The 17,459-nt window shown below is 30.8% G+C and carries 20 protein-coding genes; 18 read left to right on the forward strand and 2 right to left on the reverse strand.

Features of this window, described 5'->3' with window-relative positions:
- The first annotated feature begins 42 nt into the window (after window positions 1-42).
- Window positions 43-714 carry a ThiF family adenylyltransferase gene (locus tag MOV42_RS09095; protein WP_324170880.1) on the forward strand — a complete coding sequence of 224 codons (672 nt, stop codon included), beginning with the start codon at window positions 43-45 and terminating at the stop codon, window positions 712-714.
- On the opposite strand, the gene MOV42_RS09100 is transcribed toward MOV42_RS09095, so the two are convergent.
- The gene (locus MOV42_RS09100) at window positions 704-1,159 is read right to left on the reverse strand and encodes a c-type cytochrome (RefSeq protein WP_324170881.1); all 456 of its coding nucleotides are present in this window, start codon (window positions 1,157-1,159) and stop codon (window positions 704-706) included. The genes MOV42_RS09095 and MOV42_RS09100 overlap by 11 nt on opposite strands.
- 93 nt (window positions 1,160-1,252) lie before the next feature.
- Here MOV42_RS09100 and MOV42_RS09105 point away from each other — a divergent pair, with 93 nt between their 5' ends.
- The 17 genes from MOV42_RS09105 (at window position 1,253) to MOV42_RS09185 (ending at window position 15,271) form a co-directional block, all read left to right on the forward strand.
- Window positions 1,253-2,395, forward strand: a complete 1,143-nt coding sequence (locus MOV42_RS09105) for a succinyldiaminopimelate transaminase (protein WP_324170882.1) — start codon at window positions 1,253-1,255, stop codon at window positions 2,393-2,395.
- Entirely contained in the window at window positions 2,385-2,891 is a 507-nt protein-coding gene (locus MOV42_RS09110) for a hypothetical protein (RefSeq protein WP_324170883.1), read from the forward strand. The genes MOV42_RS09105 and MOV42_RS09110 overlap by 11 nt, the downstream gene beginning before the upstream one ends.
- A 3-nt stretch (window positions 2,892-2,894) precedes the next feature.
- The gene (gene murC, locus MOV42_RS09115; RefSeq protein WP_324170884.1) at window positions 2,895-4,208 is read left to right on the forward strand and encodes a UDP-N-acetylmuramate--L-alanine ligase; all 1,314 of its coding nucleotides are present in this window, start codon (window positions 2,895-2,897) and stop codon (window positions 4,206-4,208) included.
- 1 nt (window position 4,209) lies between these two features.
- On the forward strand, window positions 4,210-4,539 hold the full coding sequence (locus MOV42_RS09120; protein ID WP_324170885.1) for a hypothetical protein: 330 nt from the start codon (window positions 4,210-4,212) through the stop codon (window positions 4,537-4,539).
- A gap of 198 nt (window positions 4,540-4,737) precedes the next feature.
- Window positions 4,738-4,956: a cold-shock protein gene (locus tag MOV42_RS09125; protein WP_294963258.1), complete on the forward strand. Its 219-nt coding sequence runs from the start codon at window positions 4,738-4,740 to the stop codon at window positions 4,954-4,956.
- 139 nt (window positions 4,957-5,095) lie between these two features.
- Window positions 5,096-7,315, forward strand: a complete 2,220-nt coding sequence (locus MOV42_RS09130) for an endonuclease MutS2 (protein WP_324170886.1) — start codon at window positions 5,096-5,098, stop codon at window positions 7,313-7,315.
- Between the two features lie 50 nt (window positions 7,316-7,365).
- Window positions 7,366-7,800, forward strand: a complete 435-nt coding sequence (locus MOV42_RS09135; protein WP_324170887.1) for a thioredoxin family protein — start codon at window positions 7,366-7,368, stop codon at window positions 7,798-7,800.
- Complete coding sequence (locus MOV42_RS09140) at window positions 7,797-8,237, forward strand: hypothetical protein (RefSeq protein WP_324170888.1); 441 nt, start codon at window positions 7,797-7,799, stop codon at window positions 8,235-8,237. Before MOV42_RS09135 ends, MOV42_RS09140 begins: the two co-directional genes overlap by 4 nt.
- 13 nt (window positions 8,238-8,250) lie before the next feature.
- On the forward strand, window positions 8,251-8,691 hold the full coding sequence (locus tag MOV42_RS09145; protein WP_324170889.1) for a thioredoxin family protein: 441 nt from the start codon (window positions 8,251-8,253) through the stop codon (window positions 8,689-8,691).
- Window positions 8,684-9,124 carry a hypothetical protein gene (locus tag MOV42_RS09150; protein WP_324170890.1) on the forward strand — a complete coding sequence of 147 codons (441 nt, stop codon included), beginning with the start codon at window positions 8,684-8,686 and terminating at the stop codon, window positions 9,122-9,124. Before MOV42_RS09145 ends, MOV42_RS09150 begins: the two co-directional genes overlap by 8 nt.
- A complete protein-coding gene (locus MOV42_RS09155; protein ID WP_324170891.1) occupies window positions 9,117-10,325 on the forward strand; it encodes an NAD(P)/FAD-dependent oxidoreductase in 1,209 nt (402 codons plus the stop codon). Before MOV42_RS09150 ends, MOV42_RS09155 begins: the two co-directional genes overlap by 8 nt.
- Before the next feature lie 69 nt (window positions 10,326-10,394).
- Window positions 10,395-11,084, forward strand: a complete 690-nt coding sequence (locus tag MOV42_RS09160) for a response regulator transcription factor (RefSeq protein WP_324170892.1) — start codon at window positions 10,395-10,397, stop codon at window positions 11,082-11,084.
- Between the two features lie 9 nt (window positions 11,085-11,093).
- Complete coding sequence (locus MOV42_RS09165; protein ID WP_324170893.1) at window positions 11,094-11,648, forward strand: LemA family protein; 555 nt, start codon at window positions 11,094-11,096, stop codon at window positions 11,646-11,648.
- Window positions 11,649-11,651: 3 nt separating this feature from the next.
- Window positions 11,652-12,614 carry a DUF3137 domain-containing protein gene (locus MOV42_RS09170; RefSeq protein ID WP_324170894.1) on the forward strand — a complete coding sequence of 321 codons (963 nt, stop codon included), beginning with the start codon at window positions 11,652-11,654 and terminating at the stop codon, window positions 12,612-12,614.
- On the forward strand, window positions 12,611-13,381 hold the full coding sequence (locus MOV42_RS09175; RefSeq protein WP_324170895.1) for an EI24 domain-containing protein: 771 nt from the start codon (window positions 12,611-12,613) through the stop codon (window positions 13,379-13,381). The genes MOV42_RS09170 and MOV42_RS09175 overlap by 4 nt, the downstream gene beginning before the upstream one ends.
- Window positions 13,371-14,171, forward strand: a complete 801-nt coding sequence (locus MOV42_RS09180) for a paraquat-inducible protein A (RefSeq protein ID WP_324170896.1) — start codon at window positions 13,371-13,373, stop codon at window positions 14,169-14,171. Before MOV42_RS09175 ends, MOV42_RS09180 begins: the two co-directional genes overlap by 11 nt.
- 260 nt (window positions 14,172-14,431) lie before the next feature.
- Window positions 14,432-15,271 (forward strand): hypothetical protein, encoded by an 840-nt coding sequence (locus MOV42_RS09185; RefSeq protein WP_324170897.1) that lies wholly within the window; start codon window positions 14,432-14,434, stop codon window positions 15,269-15,271.
- Window positions 15,272-15,338: 67 nt separating this feature from the next.
- Here the strand turns inward: MOV42_RS09185 and MOV42_RS09190 are convergent, their stop codons facing one another.
- Window positions 15,339-17,423, reverse strand: a complete 2,085-nt coding sequence (locus MOV42_RS09190) for an ATP-dependent helicase (protein WP_324170898.1) — start codon at window positions 17,421-17,423, stop codon at window positions 15,339-15,341.
- Window positions 17,424-17,459: the final 36 nt, after the last annotated feature.

Below are 17,459 nucleotides of genomic sequence, written 5' to 3' on the forward strand. Positions count from 1 at the left end.
AACCTTTTTGTGCTATAATTTTTTTTTAATAAAGGCTCAATAATGATGAAATATTTCCATCGCCAGATACAACTTTGGGGCGAAGAAACACAACAAAATTTACAAACAAAAAAGATAGCAGTTATTGGCTCAGGTGGTCTTGGAAGTTCTTTAGCATTTGCACTTGGAGCTAGTGGTATTGGCGAAATTCATATGGTTGACTTTGATGAAGTTTCTTTGCACAATATCCATAGACAAATAGCTTTTAAAGTTGGTGATGAAGGCAAAAATAAAGCTACAATCAATGCAAAAATCATAGAAGAAAGATGCCCCTATGTGAAGGCTATCGCTCATGAGTGTAACTTTGAAGAGTGGAGCAAAAAAAATATAGAAGTAGATTTAATCATAGATGCTACAGATAATCTTCCAACTCGCGGGGATATAAACGCCTATGCAAAAAGTATAAATATGCCTTGGTTGTATGGAAGTGTTGAGGCTTTTCATGGGCAAGTTTGTTTCATAGATAAGTCTTCTTTTACGGATGCCTTTAAAATCATCAAAAAAACTCCAGCAGGAATCGCAGCACCAATAGTTATGCACATAGCATCTCTACAAGCAAACTTAGCACTTAGATTTCTAGCAGGTCTTAGCGTTAAAAAAGACACACTTTACTATCTTTTTTTTAACCAAGATGGTGAGTTAATAACTCAAAAATTCACACTTCCTAAAGCTTAGAAATATAGTCCGAAAGAGCTTTGATTTGCTCATCATCTAGCTTAGATACTTGACCTTTCATAATGCTCTTCATAGCTCCGCCATAAGTTCCATCTTTATATCCATTTAGTGAGTTTGTAACCTTAGATGCCATCCATCCTTGAATCAATTTTGATTTTCCTAGAGCAGGTTTATCACCTTTCGCCCCATGACAAGCTGAACAGCTTTTATAAAGTGAAGCAGCATCTATAGATGCCACAACCTCTTTTACCTCTTCTTTAGGAACAGAAGTCAATACTTTTTGAATAATTACTGCTTGTGGAGTAACCGCTACTTTTTCTTCAACTTTTTTTACTTCAGTCACTTTTTGTACTTCAATCTTTTGTACTTGCTTTACTTCTTTTTTTGCATCTTCACTACAGCCAACTAATAAAAATGCCAAAACTACATAAACTATTATTTTCATATTTATCTCCATTTTATTTTCCCTAGTATATCGTTAAAGTGCTTCTAATGCTTTTAAGCTATAATATCGAGATTATAAGAAGGTACTAATACTATGATATTTCAACCATATCCATTTGAGAAGTTAAATGATTTACTAAAACATATAGAACCAAACAAAAACTACAATCCTGCTATTTTAACTATCGGTGAACCACAATTTGAAACTCCAAAGTTCATTCAAGATTCCCTTTGTAACAATTCTAATTTACTTAAAAAATATCCTAAAACTTCTGGTGAAATATCACTTAGAACTGCTCAAAGAGGTTTTTTCAAAAAAAGGTTTAGTGTTGATTTAAAAGATGAACAAATTATTCCTACTTTTGGAACTCGTGAAGTGCTATTTAACTTTCCTCAATTTTTACTATTTGGCAAAGAAAATTCAACTATCGCTTTTCCAAATCCTTTTTATCAAATTTATGAAGGTGCAGCGATTGCTACAAAATCAAAAATAATCCATCTAAGCCTAGATGCTAGCAATAACTTTAAACCAAAGATAAATGAAGATGAATTAAGCCAATGTGACTTAGTCATCTTAAACTTTCCAAATAACCCAACAACATCTACACTTAGCCTTGATGAACTTGGCGAATGGGTGTACTTGAGTTTAAAGCATAACTTTGTTTTACTAAATGATGAGTGTTATAGCGAACTATATACTGATGAAAAAATGCCATCTCTACTTGAAGCATCGTTGCATGTTGGAAATACTAGCTTTAAAAATATCTTAGTAATTAACTCTATCTCAAAACGCTCATCTGCGCCAGGTCTTCGTTCAGGCTTTATAGCAGGAGATGAAAACATATTAAAAGAGTATATGAAGTACAGAACTTATATCGGTTGTGCTTCTCCCCTTCCTCTTCAAAGTGCAGCTGCTGCAGCTTGGAGTGATGAAAAACATGTACAAGCATCAAGAGAAATTTATAAAAAGAACTTTGAAATTGCAAAAGAAATACTAAAAATAGAAATTCCAAAAGCAACTTTTTATATCTGGTTAAAAGTTGATAAACCCATAGAATTTACAAAAAAACTTTATCAAAATTACAATGTAAAAGTTCTTCCCGGTGAATTTTTAGCTAGAACAGATGCTAATGGTAAAAATCCAGGAAAAGATTTTGTGCGAATTGCTTTAGTTGAGAGTGAAGACAAAACAACGGATGCCCTAAAAAGAATTAAGGAATGCTTAGATGCCAAGTAATATAGAAGAATTAAAAAGTAAAGTATTAGAAGCTCAATCAAACTCTGATATAGCTTCTTTATATACCCTAGAACAAAAAGCTTCTGATATGTTTGACGAGGACACACTTGGTGCTTTTTATACAAATATATTAGATATGGCATTAGAGAGATTAACAGATGCTCTTGAATCTCCAAGAGTTATGGATATGCAAGAAGTACAAGACTTTGCAACTTTAAGAGCTTTGTATGAATATGCTATGGAATATTACCATGCCAACAATATCACAGACGCGTCTGCCCTTTTTGAAGTTCTTAGTGGATTATCAAATGATAAAAAATTTTCTTCTGCACTAAAGTTTCACTGGATCGCATCTAAAGAAAGCATATCTTTAGACGATTTTATGGATAATATTGCAAATATAGAAGCAACTCAAGATGAGGGAACATTTTACATAAGTGTTTTTACAAAAGAGGCACAAAAATTGCTTGATAATGCCCAAATAGCGGGGGAATAATATATGAAAATTCATTTTATCGGTATTGGTGGCATAGGAATCTCTGGTTTAGCACAATACATGCATTACAAAGGACATGAGGTTAGTGGTTCTGATATTTCTGACACTATCATTACTAAAAAACTTCGTGATTTAGGCATAGAAGTTTCTATTGCACATAGTGGGGATGCTATAACCTCTCAAGATTTAGTAATTCACTCAGCAATCATTCGTCCTGATAATCCAGAAATCATAGCAGCGAAAAAGAAAGGTATAGAAGTACTCGCTCGTCGTGAAGCTCTACTTCGAATACTTAACACTTCAAAAGTATACTCAGTTGCTGGTGCTCACGGTAAAAGCACTACAACAGCTATACTAACCGCTATCATGGAAGGTTCTGCTATTATAGGTGCGGAATCAAAAGCATTTGGCTCAAATGTAAGATATGACGAACTAAGTGATGTGTTACTATTTGAAGCTGATGAAAGTGATGGAAGTTTTATCAACTCAAATCCTCATTGTGCAATAGTTATCAATGCTGAACCTGAGCATATGGAATATTATGATTACAATTATGAGCTTTTTTATGACTCATATAAAACTTTTATTAACTCTGCCCCATTTCGTGTATTAAATGCAGAAGACCCATTTTTAAGCACTTTAAAAGATGATGTAGAGGCCAACTGGTTATATCCTACTACGGATATCACAAATATAGAATTTGTACTTATAGATGACGAACCTCACACAAGATTTACTCTTAGAGATTTAGGTTTATTTGATGTATGGGGATTTGGCAAGCACATCGCTCTAGATGCATCTCTTGCTATTTTAGCTGCCAACGAATCTATGGATATAGAAGAGATAAGGACTAAACTTCTTACCTTTAAGGGAATCAAAAAGCGTTTTGATATTGTCGGGTCTGAATCTGATAGTGTTATCATAGATGATTATGGTCACCATCCAACAGAAATAAAAGCTACTTTTGAATCTGTAAGAGAGTATGCACAACTCAAAGGTTTTAATAAGATTACTGCTATCTGGCAACCACATAAATACTCTCGTACAATTGATAATCTTGAAGAATTTATAAAATGTTTTGAAGGTGTGGGAGAACTAATAATACTCCCTGTGTGGTCAGCTGGGGAAACTCCTCGTGATATTGACTTCAAAGAGAACTTCAAACATTACAACTTAATCATGGCAGACAAAATCAAAAGAGCAAACAACAATATAACTGTTATTAAGAACCAAGAGACGCTAAAGACTTTAGACAAAGGTCTTATCATTGGTTTTGGAGCAGGAGATATAACTTACCAAATTAGGGGAACCGCATAATATGGCATATATAGCTGGACTTATAATTGCAGGGCTTTTCTTTTTAGCTCTACATTACTTTACCGAACTTACAAAAAAACAAAAAGCACTTATCACTATTATAATTTCTGTAGTTGTTCTAAGTGCTATTGCATTTAACATATACAGTAGTTCTCAAAGAGAAAAAATGCTAACCGTTGTAATGAAGTTTAATCAAAACAAAACTGTAAAATGTAATGGCATCGATGTTGATAATAAAAACTACACGATTAGTATCGGAACATACACTTTCATAGGTAAGGAAAATACCCCAAATTATGGGCAAATGATTAGTGCTTCTAGTTGCGAATAGCTAAATAGCAATATTTAACAACACTTTTTGGATTTTTTAGATATGATACGGCCAATGAAAGATGATTCTAGTTACATCTTTAGTCGACTTTGTATTGGTAACTCCTTGTTAACAGTTAAATTCATCTAAAAATTAGACTTTATATTAGATTTTCAACCACCTTGTTACAAGGGTGTATTAAAACACAAAGGATTTACAATGGCAGCATTAGTAAACGGCACAGTAAAATGGTTCAACAGCGAAAAAGGTTTCGGATTTATCGAGCAAGAGAATGGTGGTAAAGATGTATTCGTACATTTCCGTCAAGTTAATAGCAATGGTTACGATCGTGTTTCACTAAACGAAGGTCAAAAAGTTACTTTCGAAATTGGTGAAGGCGAAAAAGGTCCTCAAGCAGAAAACGTTACAGGTCTGTAATCTTTCTCTATTGAGCAGATCTTCTGCTCAATACCTTTCAAATATTTATTTTCAAAACTCTCCAACTTAAACTTCTTAATAATCAAAATTTAGCTAAAATTGTAAATATAAAAGCAACTAATAGGTAAAATAATAAAATATGGCAACTGATAAAACTTCTAAAATAGAATTACTAATAAATCAACTAGACCTAAGTGAACATATAGAACAATTTAAAAGCTTCTTTTCACGCCAAAGTTCTTTATATATAGAGGGTGATCAGGAACTACACTTTCGTTATATCAAGGCATTAGACCAGATAGAGTTTAAAGCCCCTCCTAAAGTAATAGACTTTCACAATATAAAAGGACATTTAAAAAAGAGAGGTGTACTTAACTTTGAACAGATATTTGAAATAGTAAAAGTTGTAAGATACTTTCGTTACTTTAAAAATCGTGAAATTGAAGGCATCATTGGTGCATGGATGAGTAAATTTGAAGTTCACGAAAAGTTTCATGATGTAGAAAAATACTTTACAAATGATGGTAAGTTTGAAGAAAATTTAGACCAGACACTTTTTGGACTTAGTGCTAGGATAAAAGAGCATAAAAATAATATGAATAGCTCTATTAAAAGAATGATGTCAAGCTCCAAACTAGCAGGTTACTTAGTAGATACTCAGATTCACTATGTTAATGACCAAGAATGTCTTTTAGTTCGCGGTGGCTTCAACCATGTACTAAAAGGTGCAGTAATTGGACGAAGTAGCAGTGGTTTTTTTTATGTATCACCTGATAGCATCTTAAAAGCTAAAGAGCAGATAAGATATATAGAACAAGAAAGAGAAGCTATCTTTTATACTTATGTAAAAGAGTTTTCATCTGTTTTAAGTGAAATACAACCTTTTATAGCCTACATTGATAAAGAATTTACAAAGTTTGATAACTACCAAGCCAGAGTGCTATTCGCAAAAAGTAAAAACTTGCAACTAATAAAGTCAAAAAATGACTCCAAAATAATTTTAAATAATTTTACTCACCCTGCTCTACATAAACCAAAGCCTGTAAATGTTGACTTTAGTAAAAATATACTTATGGTAACTGGAGTAAATGCTGGTGGTAAGACTATGCTTTTAAAGTCTATCTTGGCTGCTGCTTTTATGGCAAAATATATAATTCCTATGTCACTAAATGAAAACAAATCACATATAGGAAGTTTTAAAGCTGTCCTTTCCATTATAGACGACCCTCAAAATGTAAAAAATGACATCTCAACATTTGCTGGACGCATGCAAGAATTTTCTAAGATATTTGAATTTAAATCTGCACTTGTCGGAATAGATGAGATAGAGCTTGGAACTGATAGTGACGAGGCAGCAGCCCTATTTAAAGTCATACTAGATGACCTTATAAAAAGAGGTCAAAAAGTAGTAGTTACAACTCACCATAAACGCCTAGCAGCTCTTATGGCTGATCGTGATGATGTTGAACTTATGGCGGCAATATATGATGAAGAACTAAGAGTTCCAACTTATGAATTTATGCAGGGCATTATCGGCAAAAGTTACGCTTTTGAAACTGCAAGTAGATATGGCATCTCAAATAGCATTGTAAAAGAAGCAAAAAATGTTTACGGTGACAACAGTGAGAAACTAAGTCTTCTCATAGAAAGAGGTTCACAACTAGAGCGTGAGCTAAAACAAAAGAATAAAAAAGTAGATGATAGGCTAGAAGAATTAAGACTTAAAGAACTAGACCTAAAAGAGCAAAAAGAGACTCTTTTTAAAGAGCTAGATGCCAAAAAAAATGAGCTAAAAAGTAGTTATGCCTTAGCAATAAATGAGGCAAAGACAGCAGCAAAAGCTGGAGATACAAAAGCTATCCATAGAGCTATGAGTAAAGCAAACCTAAAATTGCCACCTGATAAAAAAGAGACTATTCTTCATAACCATGAGTTTAAAGTTGGTGATTTTATAAAATATAGAACAAACAAGGGTTCCATAATTTCCATAAAAGATAAAAAAGAAGCCCTTATAGAAGTAGGTGGTATGAGGCTAAGAGTAAAAACTAAAGACCTTAAACCTACTAAAAATATACATCATAAACCTCAAACATATATAAAAGTAGATGTAGAGAAAAAAGCAGGTTTAAAATGTGACCTTCATGGTATGAGAGCTGTGGAGGCAGAAGAAGTACTAGATAAATTTATTTCAGATGCACTAGTATCTGGTTGGGACGAGGTAATTGTTTATCACGGGATTGGAACAGGTAAGTTATCTTATGCTGTTAAAAATTTTCTTATTGCTCACCCTAGAGTTAAAAGTTTTGATGATGCACCTCAGCATCTTGGTGGGTTTGGGGCTAAAATCATAACTCTGTAACTTAATGTAAATTGTGTTAATATCATACTATAAAACCTTAAAGAGAAAAGATGAAAATATTCATAACATTGCTATTATTAATTACATTTTGTAATGCTGCTAAAATTGATAAATTTGCTTCTGAAGTCGGCTATTTTAGAGATTACTACTCCGCATTAAAAATAGCTAAGGAACAGAACAAACCAGTTATGCTAGTCGTTGTTGGAGACTACTGTCCTTGGTGTAAAAAATTTGAGAGAAAAGCATTAAAATCTCCACTTATAAGAAAAAGAGTTAAACAATATTTTATACCAGTTGTAATTGATAACAAAAGAGATATTGGTAAATATCCAAAAGAATTTCACACAAAACTACTACCTACAGTATATTTTATAAACCAAAATACGGGTGAAAAAATTCTTAGAGTTTTAGGTTATTCAAGAAAAACTACATTTTCCAACACTATGGATGAAGTAATAAAAACATATAAAAAGAAAAAATTATGAGATTTTTAGCCACACTTCTTTTTACCTTTAGTACACTTTTTAGTGCAAACTATTTTTCCCTTGATGATGTAAACTCTTTGCATCTACACATGTCAAATAAGCTAGAATTCATGGATGAAAAACAAAAAAAATCCCTTAAAAAAGATATAACTGACAAACTAAAAAAAGCTGGTTTTAAATTTGGTAAAGTTGATTCTATTAATTTTCTTGTTAAACTAAAATCTGTAGAGATAGACGAAGGAGAAGTAGTCCACATAAGTATAGGCTTAGGAGAAAATGTCACAGCTTCAAGAGGGCAAGACATAGATATATTTGCATATACTTTTTATATGGATACTTTACTAGAAGCAGATGAGCCGTACGAGGAAACCATATATACTATAAACCGTTTAATTTCAAAATTTATAGATGCTCATAAATTTGATAATGAACAATAATTAAGGAGAATCAATGAAAATATTTATTTCATTACTATTAATATCTACCCTCGCAATATCTGCACAAATAGATGAGTTTGCATCTACAAATAATTATTCAAGAGATTATAACTCAGCTGCAAAAATAGCAAAAAAACACAACAAGCTGATCATGTTGGTTGTAGTTAGCGATTATTGTCCTTGGTGTAAAAAATTTGAGAAAAAAACTTTAAGTTCTGATTTGGTTAAGAATAAGGTTCAAAAAAATCTTATTCCTATTATTATAAATAAAAACAAAGATAAAGAAAAATATCCTGCAAAATTTTACTCAAAACTAGTTCCAACTGTTATATTTATAAATCCAAAAACAAGTAAAAGAGTTTATGAATCTTTAGGTTACATGAAAAAAAGTGATTTTATTCAAGAAATAGACATAGCATTAAAAAAATTCAACAAAATGAAAAATAATGTTTAGACTTGTTTTTATCTTTTTGATTACTTTCACTTCACTTTTTAGTGCTTCTTTTTTCACACTTGACAATGTAGGTCCTTTAAACATTTATGTTTCTCTTAAAGTAAATTATCTAAATAAAGCACAAAAAGATGAGATACAAAACATTCTTTCTAGCGAGCTTAAAAAAGCAGGATTTACCTTTGTCGGTGATGATCCAACTACTTTCATGTTAAAAATTGAGGCAATAGAAGTTAATGATACGCAAATTATATATACCCAAATTGCTCTAGGTGAAAATATAAAAACACTTCGTAAAGGCAACATTAGTGGTTACGCTTTTACATATGTAGCAAATGATTTTATAGACTCAGATGAACCTTATGCTGATACACTTGAGTCAGTAAGATTTTTACTATCTGAGTTTATAGAAGCTCACAAAGATGACAATGAATAAAAAAGTTGCGATTGTAGGTGGCGGAGCGTCTGGACTTATTTGTGCAATATTTTGTGCAAAAAACTCTTGTGAGGTTGATATCTATGAACAAAACTCAAAGTGTGGTAAAAAAATTCTAGTCTCTGGTAATGGCAGATGCAACATTACAAATAAAAACTTAAATACAACAGACTATTTCGGAGAAAATCCATCTTTTTGCTTAGATGCTATAAATAATTTTGGTTATAAAGAATTTAGCGATTTTGCATCTAGTATAGGTCTCTTGTTGGATGTGAAAGACGATGGCAGATGCTATCCTCTGAGCAATGAGTCAAAAAGTGTACTTTCTATCTTTCTTAGTTATGCTACAAGTCTTGGTGTTAAAATTCACCTAGATAAGAAAATAACAGATATCAAAAATCTTTATAAAAAACATGATTTTGTTGTTATAGCAACTGGTTCACAAGCTGGCGAGCATCTAGGTGGAAATGATGATGGATATAAATTTGCAAAAGAATTTGGACACAATATAATTGACACTTACCCATCTTTAGTTCAACTTCATCTAAACTCATCTATTGCATCTAAAATGAGTGGTGTAAAAACTTTCGCAAAAGTAACTCTACTTATTAATAATAAAAAAGATATTTCTACCTCTGGTGATATTTTATTTACATCTTACGGTATTTCTGGTTTTGCAATTTTAGATATTTCCCAAAAAGTGAGTGTAGCCTTAATGGAGTGTAATAAGGTTGATATTTGCATAAACCTTCTTCCATCTTTTAATGCTCAAAAATTATCTTCTCATATATCTAAGCTAATGCAAAAAATGCCAAATTTATCAATTATTGATATTTTAGTAGGACTAATTTCACTTAAAATTGCCAAAGGCATACTCCAAAGTGTGAATCTAAGTATAGATGCAAAAGCAAATGATATAAACATAAAACAATGTAAAAAAATTGCTAATGAATTGCTAAATTGGCGTTTTGAGGTTAGTGATACTCATGGTTTTCGTCATGGAGAAGTTAGTGGTGGTGGAGTTGATACAAGTGAAATAAATCCTAAAACAATGGAGTCTTTAAAAAAACAAAATCTTTACTTTTGTGGAGAAGTGATTGATATACTAGGAAAAAGAGGAGGATATAATTTTGCCTTTGCTTGGGCTAGTGGTTACTCTTGTGCTAAAGATATAAATAAAAATTGTAAACATAAAGAATAATAATGATAAAATAAGTAAAATCGTTTAAATATATGTTAAATACGCATGAAGCAAACTTAGGATTCGATTATGAAAAGCAAACTAAGACTATTATATGCTGAAGATGAAAAAATAGTACGAGATTTTTTTTTAGAAATTTTTAAAAGATATTTTGAATATATAGAAGTAGCTGAGAATGGGAAACAAGCTTTAGAATTATATGAAAAAAATAAATTTGATATTGCAATTTTAGATGTATCTATGCCACAATTAAATGGTTTAAATGTCGCTTCTACTATCAGAGAAACCGATAGTGATATTGAAATAATTATGCTTGCTGCTTTTACTGATACAGACAAACTTTTAAAAGCTATTAACCTACACTTATTTTCCTATCTATCCAAACCTGTGAAATTAAAGGAGTTAGATTCTACTCTAAACAGAGTTATAACAAAACTATCAAAAAATATTAAAATTAAAATTAATGATTTTTATCATTGGGATGTAAAAAAAGAAAAGCTGTACTATCTGTTAGATGAAGTGAAGCTATCTAAAAAAGAACACTCTTTAACAAAAATTTTAATACAAAATCCACATAAATATCATACTTCTTGTGAGATTCAAAATACTATTATGAAATCTTATCCAGAGAGTGACATACATTGCAACAACACAATTCAACTTATTTCAAGATTTAAGAAAAAAATGCTAAAATCATACAACAAAGAGCATTTTTTCATAGACAATGTCTATGGATTAGGCTACAAAATAATTTCTTAGGATTCTCTCATGTCAATTCCATTTCTTATATTTTTAGTAATTGTAATCAATCTATTTTTTATCTATAACTCACTTGTTTCTAAAAAAAATCAAGTCCAAAATATCTTTGCAAGCTTAGATGCTGTGCTAAAAAAACGCTATGACCTTATCCCAAATTTAGTTGCAACTGTTAGTAAATATATGGAGCATGAAAAATCTTTACTAAGTGAAGTGACAAAACTCCGTTCAGATGCGAATAAGCCTAATGTAAGTGATGATCAAAAAATAGCTCTAGATGCTAAGCTTAGTAGTGCTTTAGGCTCAATAATGATTGCAGTAGAAAACTATCCTGACTTAAAAGCAAATGAAAATGTTATGCACCTTCAAGCTACACTAAATGAAGTAGAAGAGCAAATTTCTGCTGCAAGACGAGCTTATAATCAAGCTGTTACTGATTACAACAACAAAATAGAAATGATTCCTTCAAACTTTATAGCTATGGCAATTGGCTATAAAAGAAAAGAAGTTTTTCATATTCCAGATGCTCAAAGGGAAAATATAAATGTTAAAGAGCTTTTCAACTAATATATGAAAACAGCAAGTGAATTAACGGATTTTTACTATGAAACTCTATACCCAACTCTAAAAAACCTAGAAAAAGATAGAAAAAGTTTAAGAGATAAAATTATTATCATTGGAATGATATTATCACTTATCTGTCTTGCGCTAATCTTTCTACTGTCATCTTTTATACAGCAAAGTCCCGATATTCTTATCTTCATTGGTATTGGATATATGGCAGTTGGTGGTTTTTTATATAAGTTTTTTATCAAAGATTATACAAATGAATTTAAACAAAAGGTTATAAGACCTCTTATTGGTGCTATTGATTCCAGTCTATCATATTCAAGTGATATCCATATTCCACAAAAATTTTTTGTGCGTTCTGATTTATTTTCTTCTCCTGATAGAATAAGTGGAAATGATTATGTTCAGGGGAATATAGATGCAACTAAGATAGAGTTTTCAGATATTCATGCCGAAAAAAAGCATAAAGATTCAAAAGGGCGTACTAGTTGGAGTACAATTTTTCAAGGTCTTTTTATAGTAGCTGATTTTAACAAAAACTTTTTAGCGAAGACTGTTATCTTACCAGATACAGCACAAAGCACTTTTGGAGACTTAATAGGAAGCTGGTTACAATCAAATAACTTTTCAAGAGATGAACTTGTTAAAATGGATGATAATAATTTTGAAAAAGAGTTTGTAGTTTATTCAAGCAATCAAATAGAAGCAAGATATATTCTGTCTCACTCACTGATGAAAAAACTGCTAGACTTTAAACATAAATCAAAACATCCACTATACATATCATTTATAGGCTCACATATACATTTAGCTATCTACTACGATAAAGACCTTTTTGAGCCAACAGTATTTCGTTCACTATTAAACTATAAAATAGCGATGGAGTATGTAAAAACATTACACCTTGCCATCGGCATAGTAGATGAGCTAAAACTAAATCAAAGACTTTGGAGTAAAAGATGATAGTACAAAGTATAAAAGACTTACTAACACCTAAAATGCTAAAATATTCAATCGTGCCATTTTTGCTAACTTTGGTAGTAATGTATGTTCTATTTTTTATAGTAGCAGGTATTGGAGTTGATCAACTAGGAGAGATGTCAGTTCACTCAAGCCAAACAACTATGCAAAACGGCATCCCTCATACAGAGAGCTTCGACACAATGATAGAAGGTACGGCAATAATTCAGTTTTTAATGAGTTATGCCATCACTTCATGGATAGCAACTTTTCTCATCTACGCTCTTGGTAGTTTTGCTGTTCTTTATATGTCTATTTTTATAGCCGTTATTGTTATTGGTTTTTTAACACCTTTTGTTTTAAAAGAGCTTCAATTTAGACATTACGGTGATGTTGATATGATAGGATATTCAAATATATTTGAGTCCATATTTTTAGTATTTAAGTGGGCAGTTATCATGTTACTTCTTTTTATACTTTTAGTGCCTTTTTATTTTATACCACTTGTTAATATTGTAGCTTTCAATCTACCACTGTACTACTTTTTTCATAAGATGATAACTTTTGATATAGCCTCAAACATCTGCACAAAAGAAGAAGACAAGCAAATAAAATACTTTCGTGGAAGTAGCATAAAATTTAAAACATTAACTCTATATCTTTTGTCACTAATTCCATTTGTTATATTCTTTGGTGCAATATTTTATGTGATTTATTTAGGTCACACATATTTTATTGAAGTTAGAAAAATTCGTAATAATGTACAGTAAAAACCTTTCCTCAGGTATATTGTCTGTAATTTTAGTTTTAATAATTGCTTTTATGGCATTTCAAGCATACTTATTTTCTGTAAAATATGACAAAGAGATGGCTTCTCACGCTCAAAACTATAAAATAGAAAATAAAATAGACCACTATATACAAAAAACAAACAATATAATACAAGATTACTTTTCTGAATATATACGTGGCGAAACTAAAGAGCAAAAACCACATGAGTTATCAAAAATAAATAAAGAAAACACACAACTTTATACAACACTTTATTTTATAGCTTTAGGAGTATTACTACTTACATACTTTTTTTCTTCTAAAGAAATTTTTATAGTATCAATTTTAAGTGCTGCTCTTATTTCTTGGTTTGTTGGTATATTCGCACCAATTATGACAGTTGAAATTTTTAAAGATTTACCAATTTTTGGATTCACTATATTTAAGTACGAGTCAAAAGGGATTTGGAGTACAGTTGAGAAATTATGGATTTTACAAAACTATTTTTTAGCTGTTGTAATTACACTATTTAGTATCGCTATACCTATTATTAAAACTATATCACTTTACTTTAGTGTTCTTATGAAGATAAATATTAAATATATAGATTTTATTACAAAATGGTCAATGGCAGATGTGTTTATTGTTTCTTTATTACTTACAAATCTATCTCTTAGTGTCGATGAATTTACAAATGCAGAAGTTCAAATAGCTGTTTACTTTTTTTGTACCTATGTTGTACTTTCTATATTATCGTCATATATAATAATAAAAGAGAGGGAGAAGTAAAGCTTACTCTTCTTCCTTGTCTAACTCTTTCAACACTAAAGCTCTATAAGCTTAATATAACCATAAATGCACATTAAGATATAATTAATAGTACAAAAGATATAATTTCATTCAGGACATCAGCTCTCCTATCGTTCTCAACCTTCTATAAGGTATGGTAAATCTGAATTCAACACTCACTCAACGTAAGTTATCCGTAATTTGGTAATTGTTATAAAGAGAACAATAACATTAATATTATTCAAATTAAAGGGATTTACATGACAACTACTATATCAAAAAAAACAATTAAAGAAAAAGCAAACTTACTTAAAAAAAATAGCAGCTTAAGTCATAGTCAAGCACTTCATGCAGTATCAAAAGAATTAGGCTTTCAAGATTATGAGTATTTCAACAAATTAAAAAAATTCAAGATAGTCGTTTTTAGTAGAAAAGGAGGTGTTGGTAAAACATCAACATCCCTAAACTTAGCTATAGATTTAAATGCTGACCACTATTTTAGAACAGACTACACAGATTTTAATAATAAATTTTATCAGATATTTCCTAAAATAGAAAAGTACAATAAAAAACTACCTACTAAAAGATTATCATCAGTTTACGATTTGTGCAGATATACAAAATTTGAAGATATTGAGGACACATTAAATGATATTGATTTGTTTATTATTCCAACATGGGCTCATGAATGTAATAAACCATGGAGACTTGTACTTGAAAATTCTGTTGAAGAAGTGTCTAAATATAATACACCTGTCATTATATTATCATATGGCACACATTACATATCAAAAACAAAAGATTTGAAATATTTGGATAATTTAAAAGAAAAATTATCCAAGCATAAAAATATTCATTATATTTATATACCTTCTTCTACTATTTATGATGATAAAAATGTGTATAATGGAGAAGATATTAGGAATTTAACTTTGATAAATTATGAAGAATTCAACCTTGACACAAAAGCAAAAAGTATACTTCAGATATATAATAAATCTACAAATAATAAGAGAATGTTCAAAAATATTTACAATGAATATATTAAATTATTACACTTAATTGAAAGAGTAATTAAAGAAAATAAGGCTGAACAATGAAAAAGTTTAAATTAAAATTAGCCTTTAGAGTTTGGAAATTAAAAGTTAATTTTTTAGTGGAGAAAACTTAATCTTCATCCTCTTTGTCCAACTCTTTTTGAATCAAGGCTCTATATGCCTCATCTTTTGGAACGAGTCCCGCTTCGTATAAAAACTGAGATGGCATAAAATTTATTTTCTTTATCTTGTCGTACTTTGCAAAACTAAGATATAAAATATCTTTTGCACGAGTTACAGAGACATAAAAAAGTCGCCTCTCTTCATCTAAAGAGCCACCTCTTTGCATAAGTTTTCTGTTTGGAAATCTTCCATCCATTAAGTCAATCACATAAACTTCTTTATACTCTAAACCCTTAGATGCATGGACACTTAACAGATTTACACCCTCCCCTTGAGTTAAATCAGACGAACCTAAAATCATAGCATTTAAAAATCTTTCATGTTGTGAATATGGTTTTGACAACTCTTCTAAAAGCATCATTTTTCTACTTATTCTACTTAGAGATTCTGTCTTTTGTTTTTCATCAACCGAACCATCTTTTAACTGTGCTCTTTTGTTTGATAATATCTCAAATATATACTTAAAACATGCAGATGTTGCAATTTTTTTTACTACTGTTCTTGGTTGTTTTATGCCTTTTAAATCTTTATACAAAAGATAAAAATCATGTAAAAAACTTGCACTATCTTTAGTTAATTTTGGATGCTTTAAAATCGGATTTTTCATAAACTTAGGCGTGAATTCTAGCTTAGCAAATTTTCCAACAGCACCAAGTTCTAAAAACTCATCAAAAAGTCCAAGTTGACGATTTAACTTTCTTTTCTCAAAAGGGTTTTTAATAGACTCATCAGGAGCATATAAACCATAAAATATACTACCATGACCTAATGTTTTAAGTGCTAAGTACAACTCTTTCGCCATTGCACTACCGATGCCTCGAACAAACTCAAAAAGATGAATAAATGCCATCATATCTGACTCATTTACTAAAAGAGTGTAAAAATCTAAAACTGCTTTTACTTCTTTTGCATCGAAGAAACTTATTCCTCCTTTTCTCTTACAAGGAATGTCAAGCTCACGAAGTCCTACTTCAATACCATCCGCAGAAGAGTTGTTTCTAAAAATAACAGCAATCTCTTCATGTGGAGTTTGAGTATCTCTAATCTTTGCAGCGATGGCATGATACTGGTCAAAAAGCTCATCAAAGGCTAAAAGAGTTGGAGCTTTTGCCGCTCCAGTTCTTGTTACTTCTAACTCTTTAGGATATATGCGTTCATTGTGTTCTATAACTTTTGTTGCAAGAGAAAGAATAGGTAAACTTGAGCGATAGTTTTTTGTAAGAGTATGAACTACTGCCTCTGGATATTTAGTAGCAAAAGAGCCTATTATAGAAATATCTGCACCATTAAAAGCATAGATGCTCTGGTCATAATCTCCTACACAAAAAAGTGATGGAGGATTCATAGCATCTATAAGTGTGCCTTGAAGAGCATTTGTATCTTGATACTCATCAACCAAAACTTCTTTATAACCCAAGTCGCTGTTTTCACATATTTTTCTAAAATTAAGTAACAAATCATTGAAATTTAAAAAGCCATATTCACTTTTTAAAGCTTCAAACTCATCTATAACATCTGCATATATCAAACAAAAAAGTTCATGTTCTGGATAAGTTTCTACCATCCAGTCTTCAAAATTTAAACTTAGTTCTGTATTTTGATAAAAAGAGTATATATCATAAAGATAATTCCCACCATAAGGAGTAATCTCTGCACCAATATGCTCAAAAGAGCGTTTTTCAAAAACACTTCTAAAGAGTGTTTTTAATTCTCTTTGTTGTTTTAAAATTACTTTTTTATTTTGTTTTTTTAACCATCTGTAACTAACCGCATGAAAAGTTCCTGCATCTATCTTAGATGCTACATCTTTTCCAAAAAGTTCAGCAACACGAGTCACCATTTCTGCAGCTGCTTTGTTTGTAAATGTAAGTAGTAAAATCTCTTGTGGTTTAATATTTGAGTTTAAAAGATAAGCAATTCTTCCAACTATCGTAGAAGTTTTTCCTGTTCCAGCAGATGCAATTATTAAGTTTTGAGAAGTTTGTGAAGTTGCTGCTTTGAACTGCTGTTCATTTAAACGAGATAATGGCAAGTAACTCTCCTACATATTTTAAGAATGTGATTATAG

The sequence above is a fragment of the Sulfurimonas sp. genome, from assembly GCF_029027405.1.
Lineage (GTDB): Bacteria > Campylobacterota > Campylobacteria > Campylobacterales > Sulfurimonadaceae > Sulfurimonas.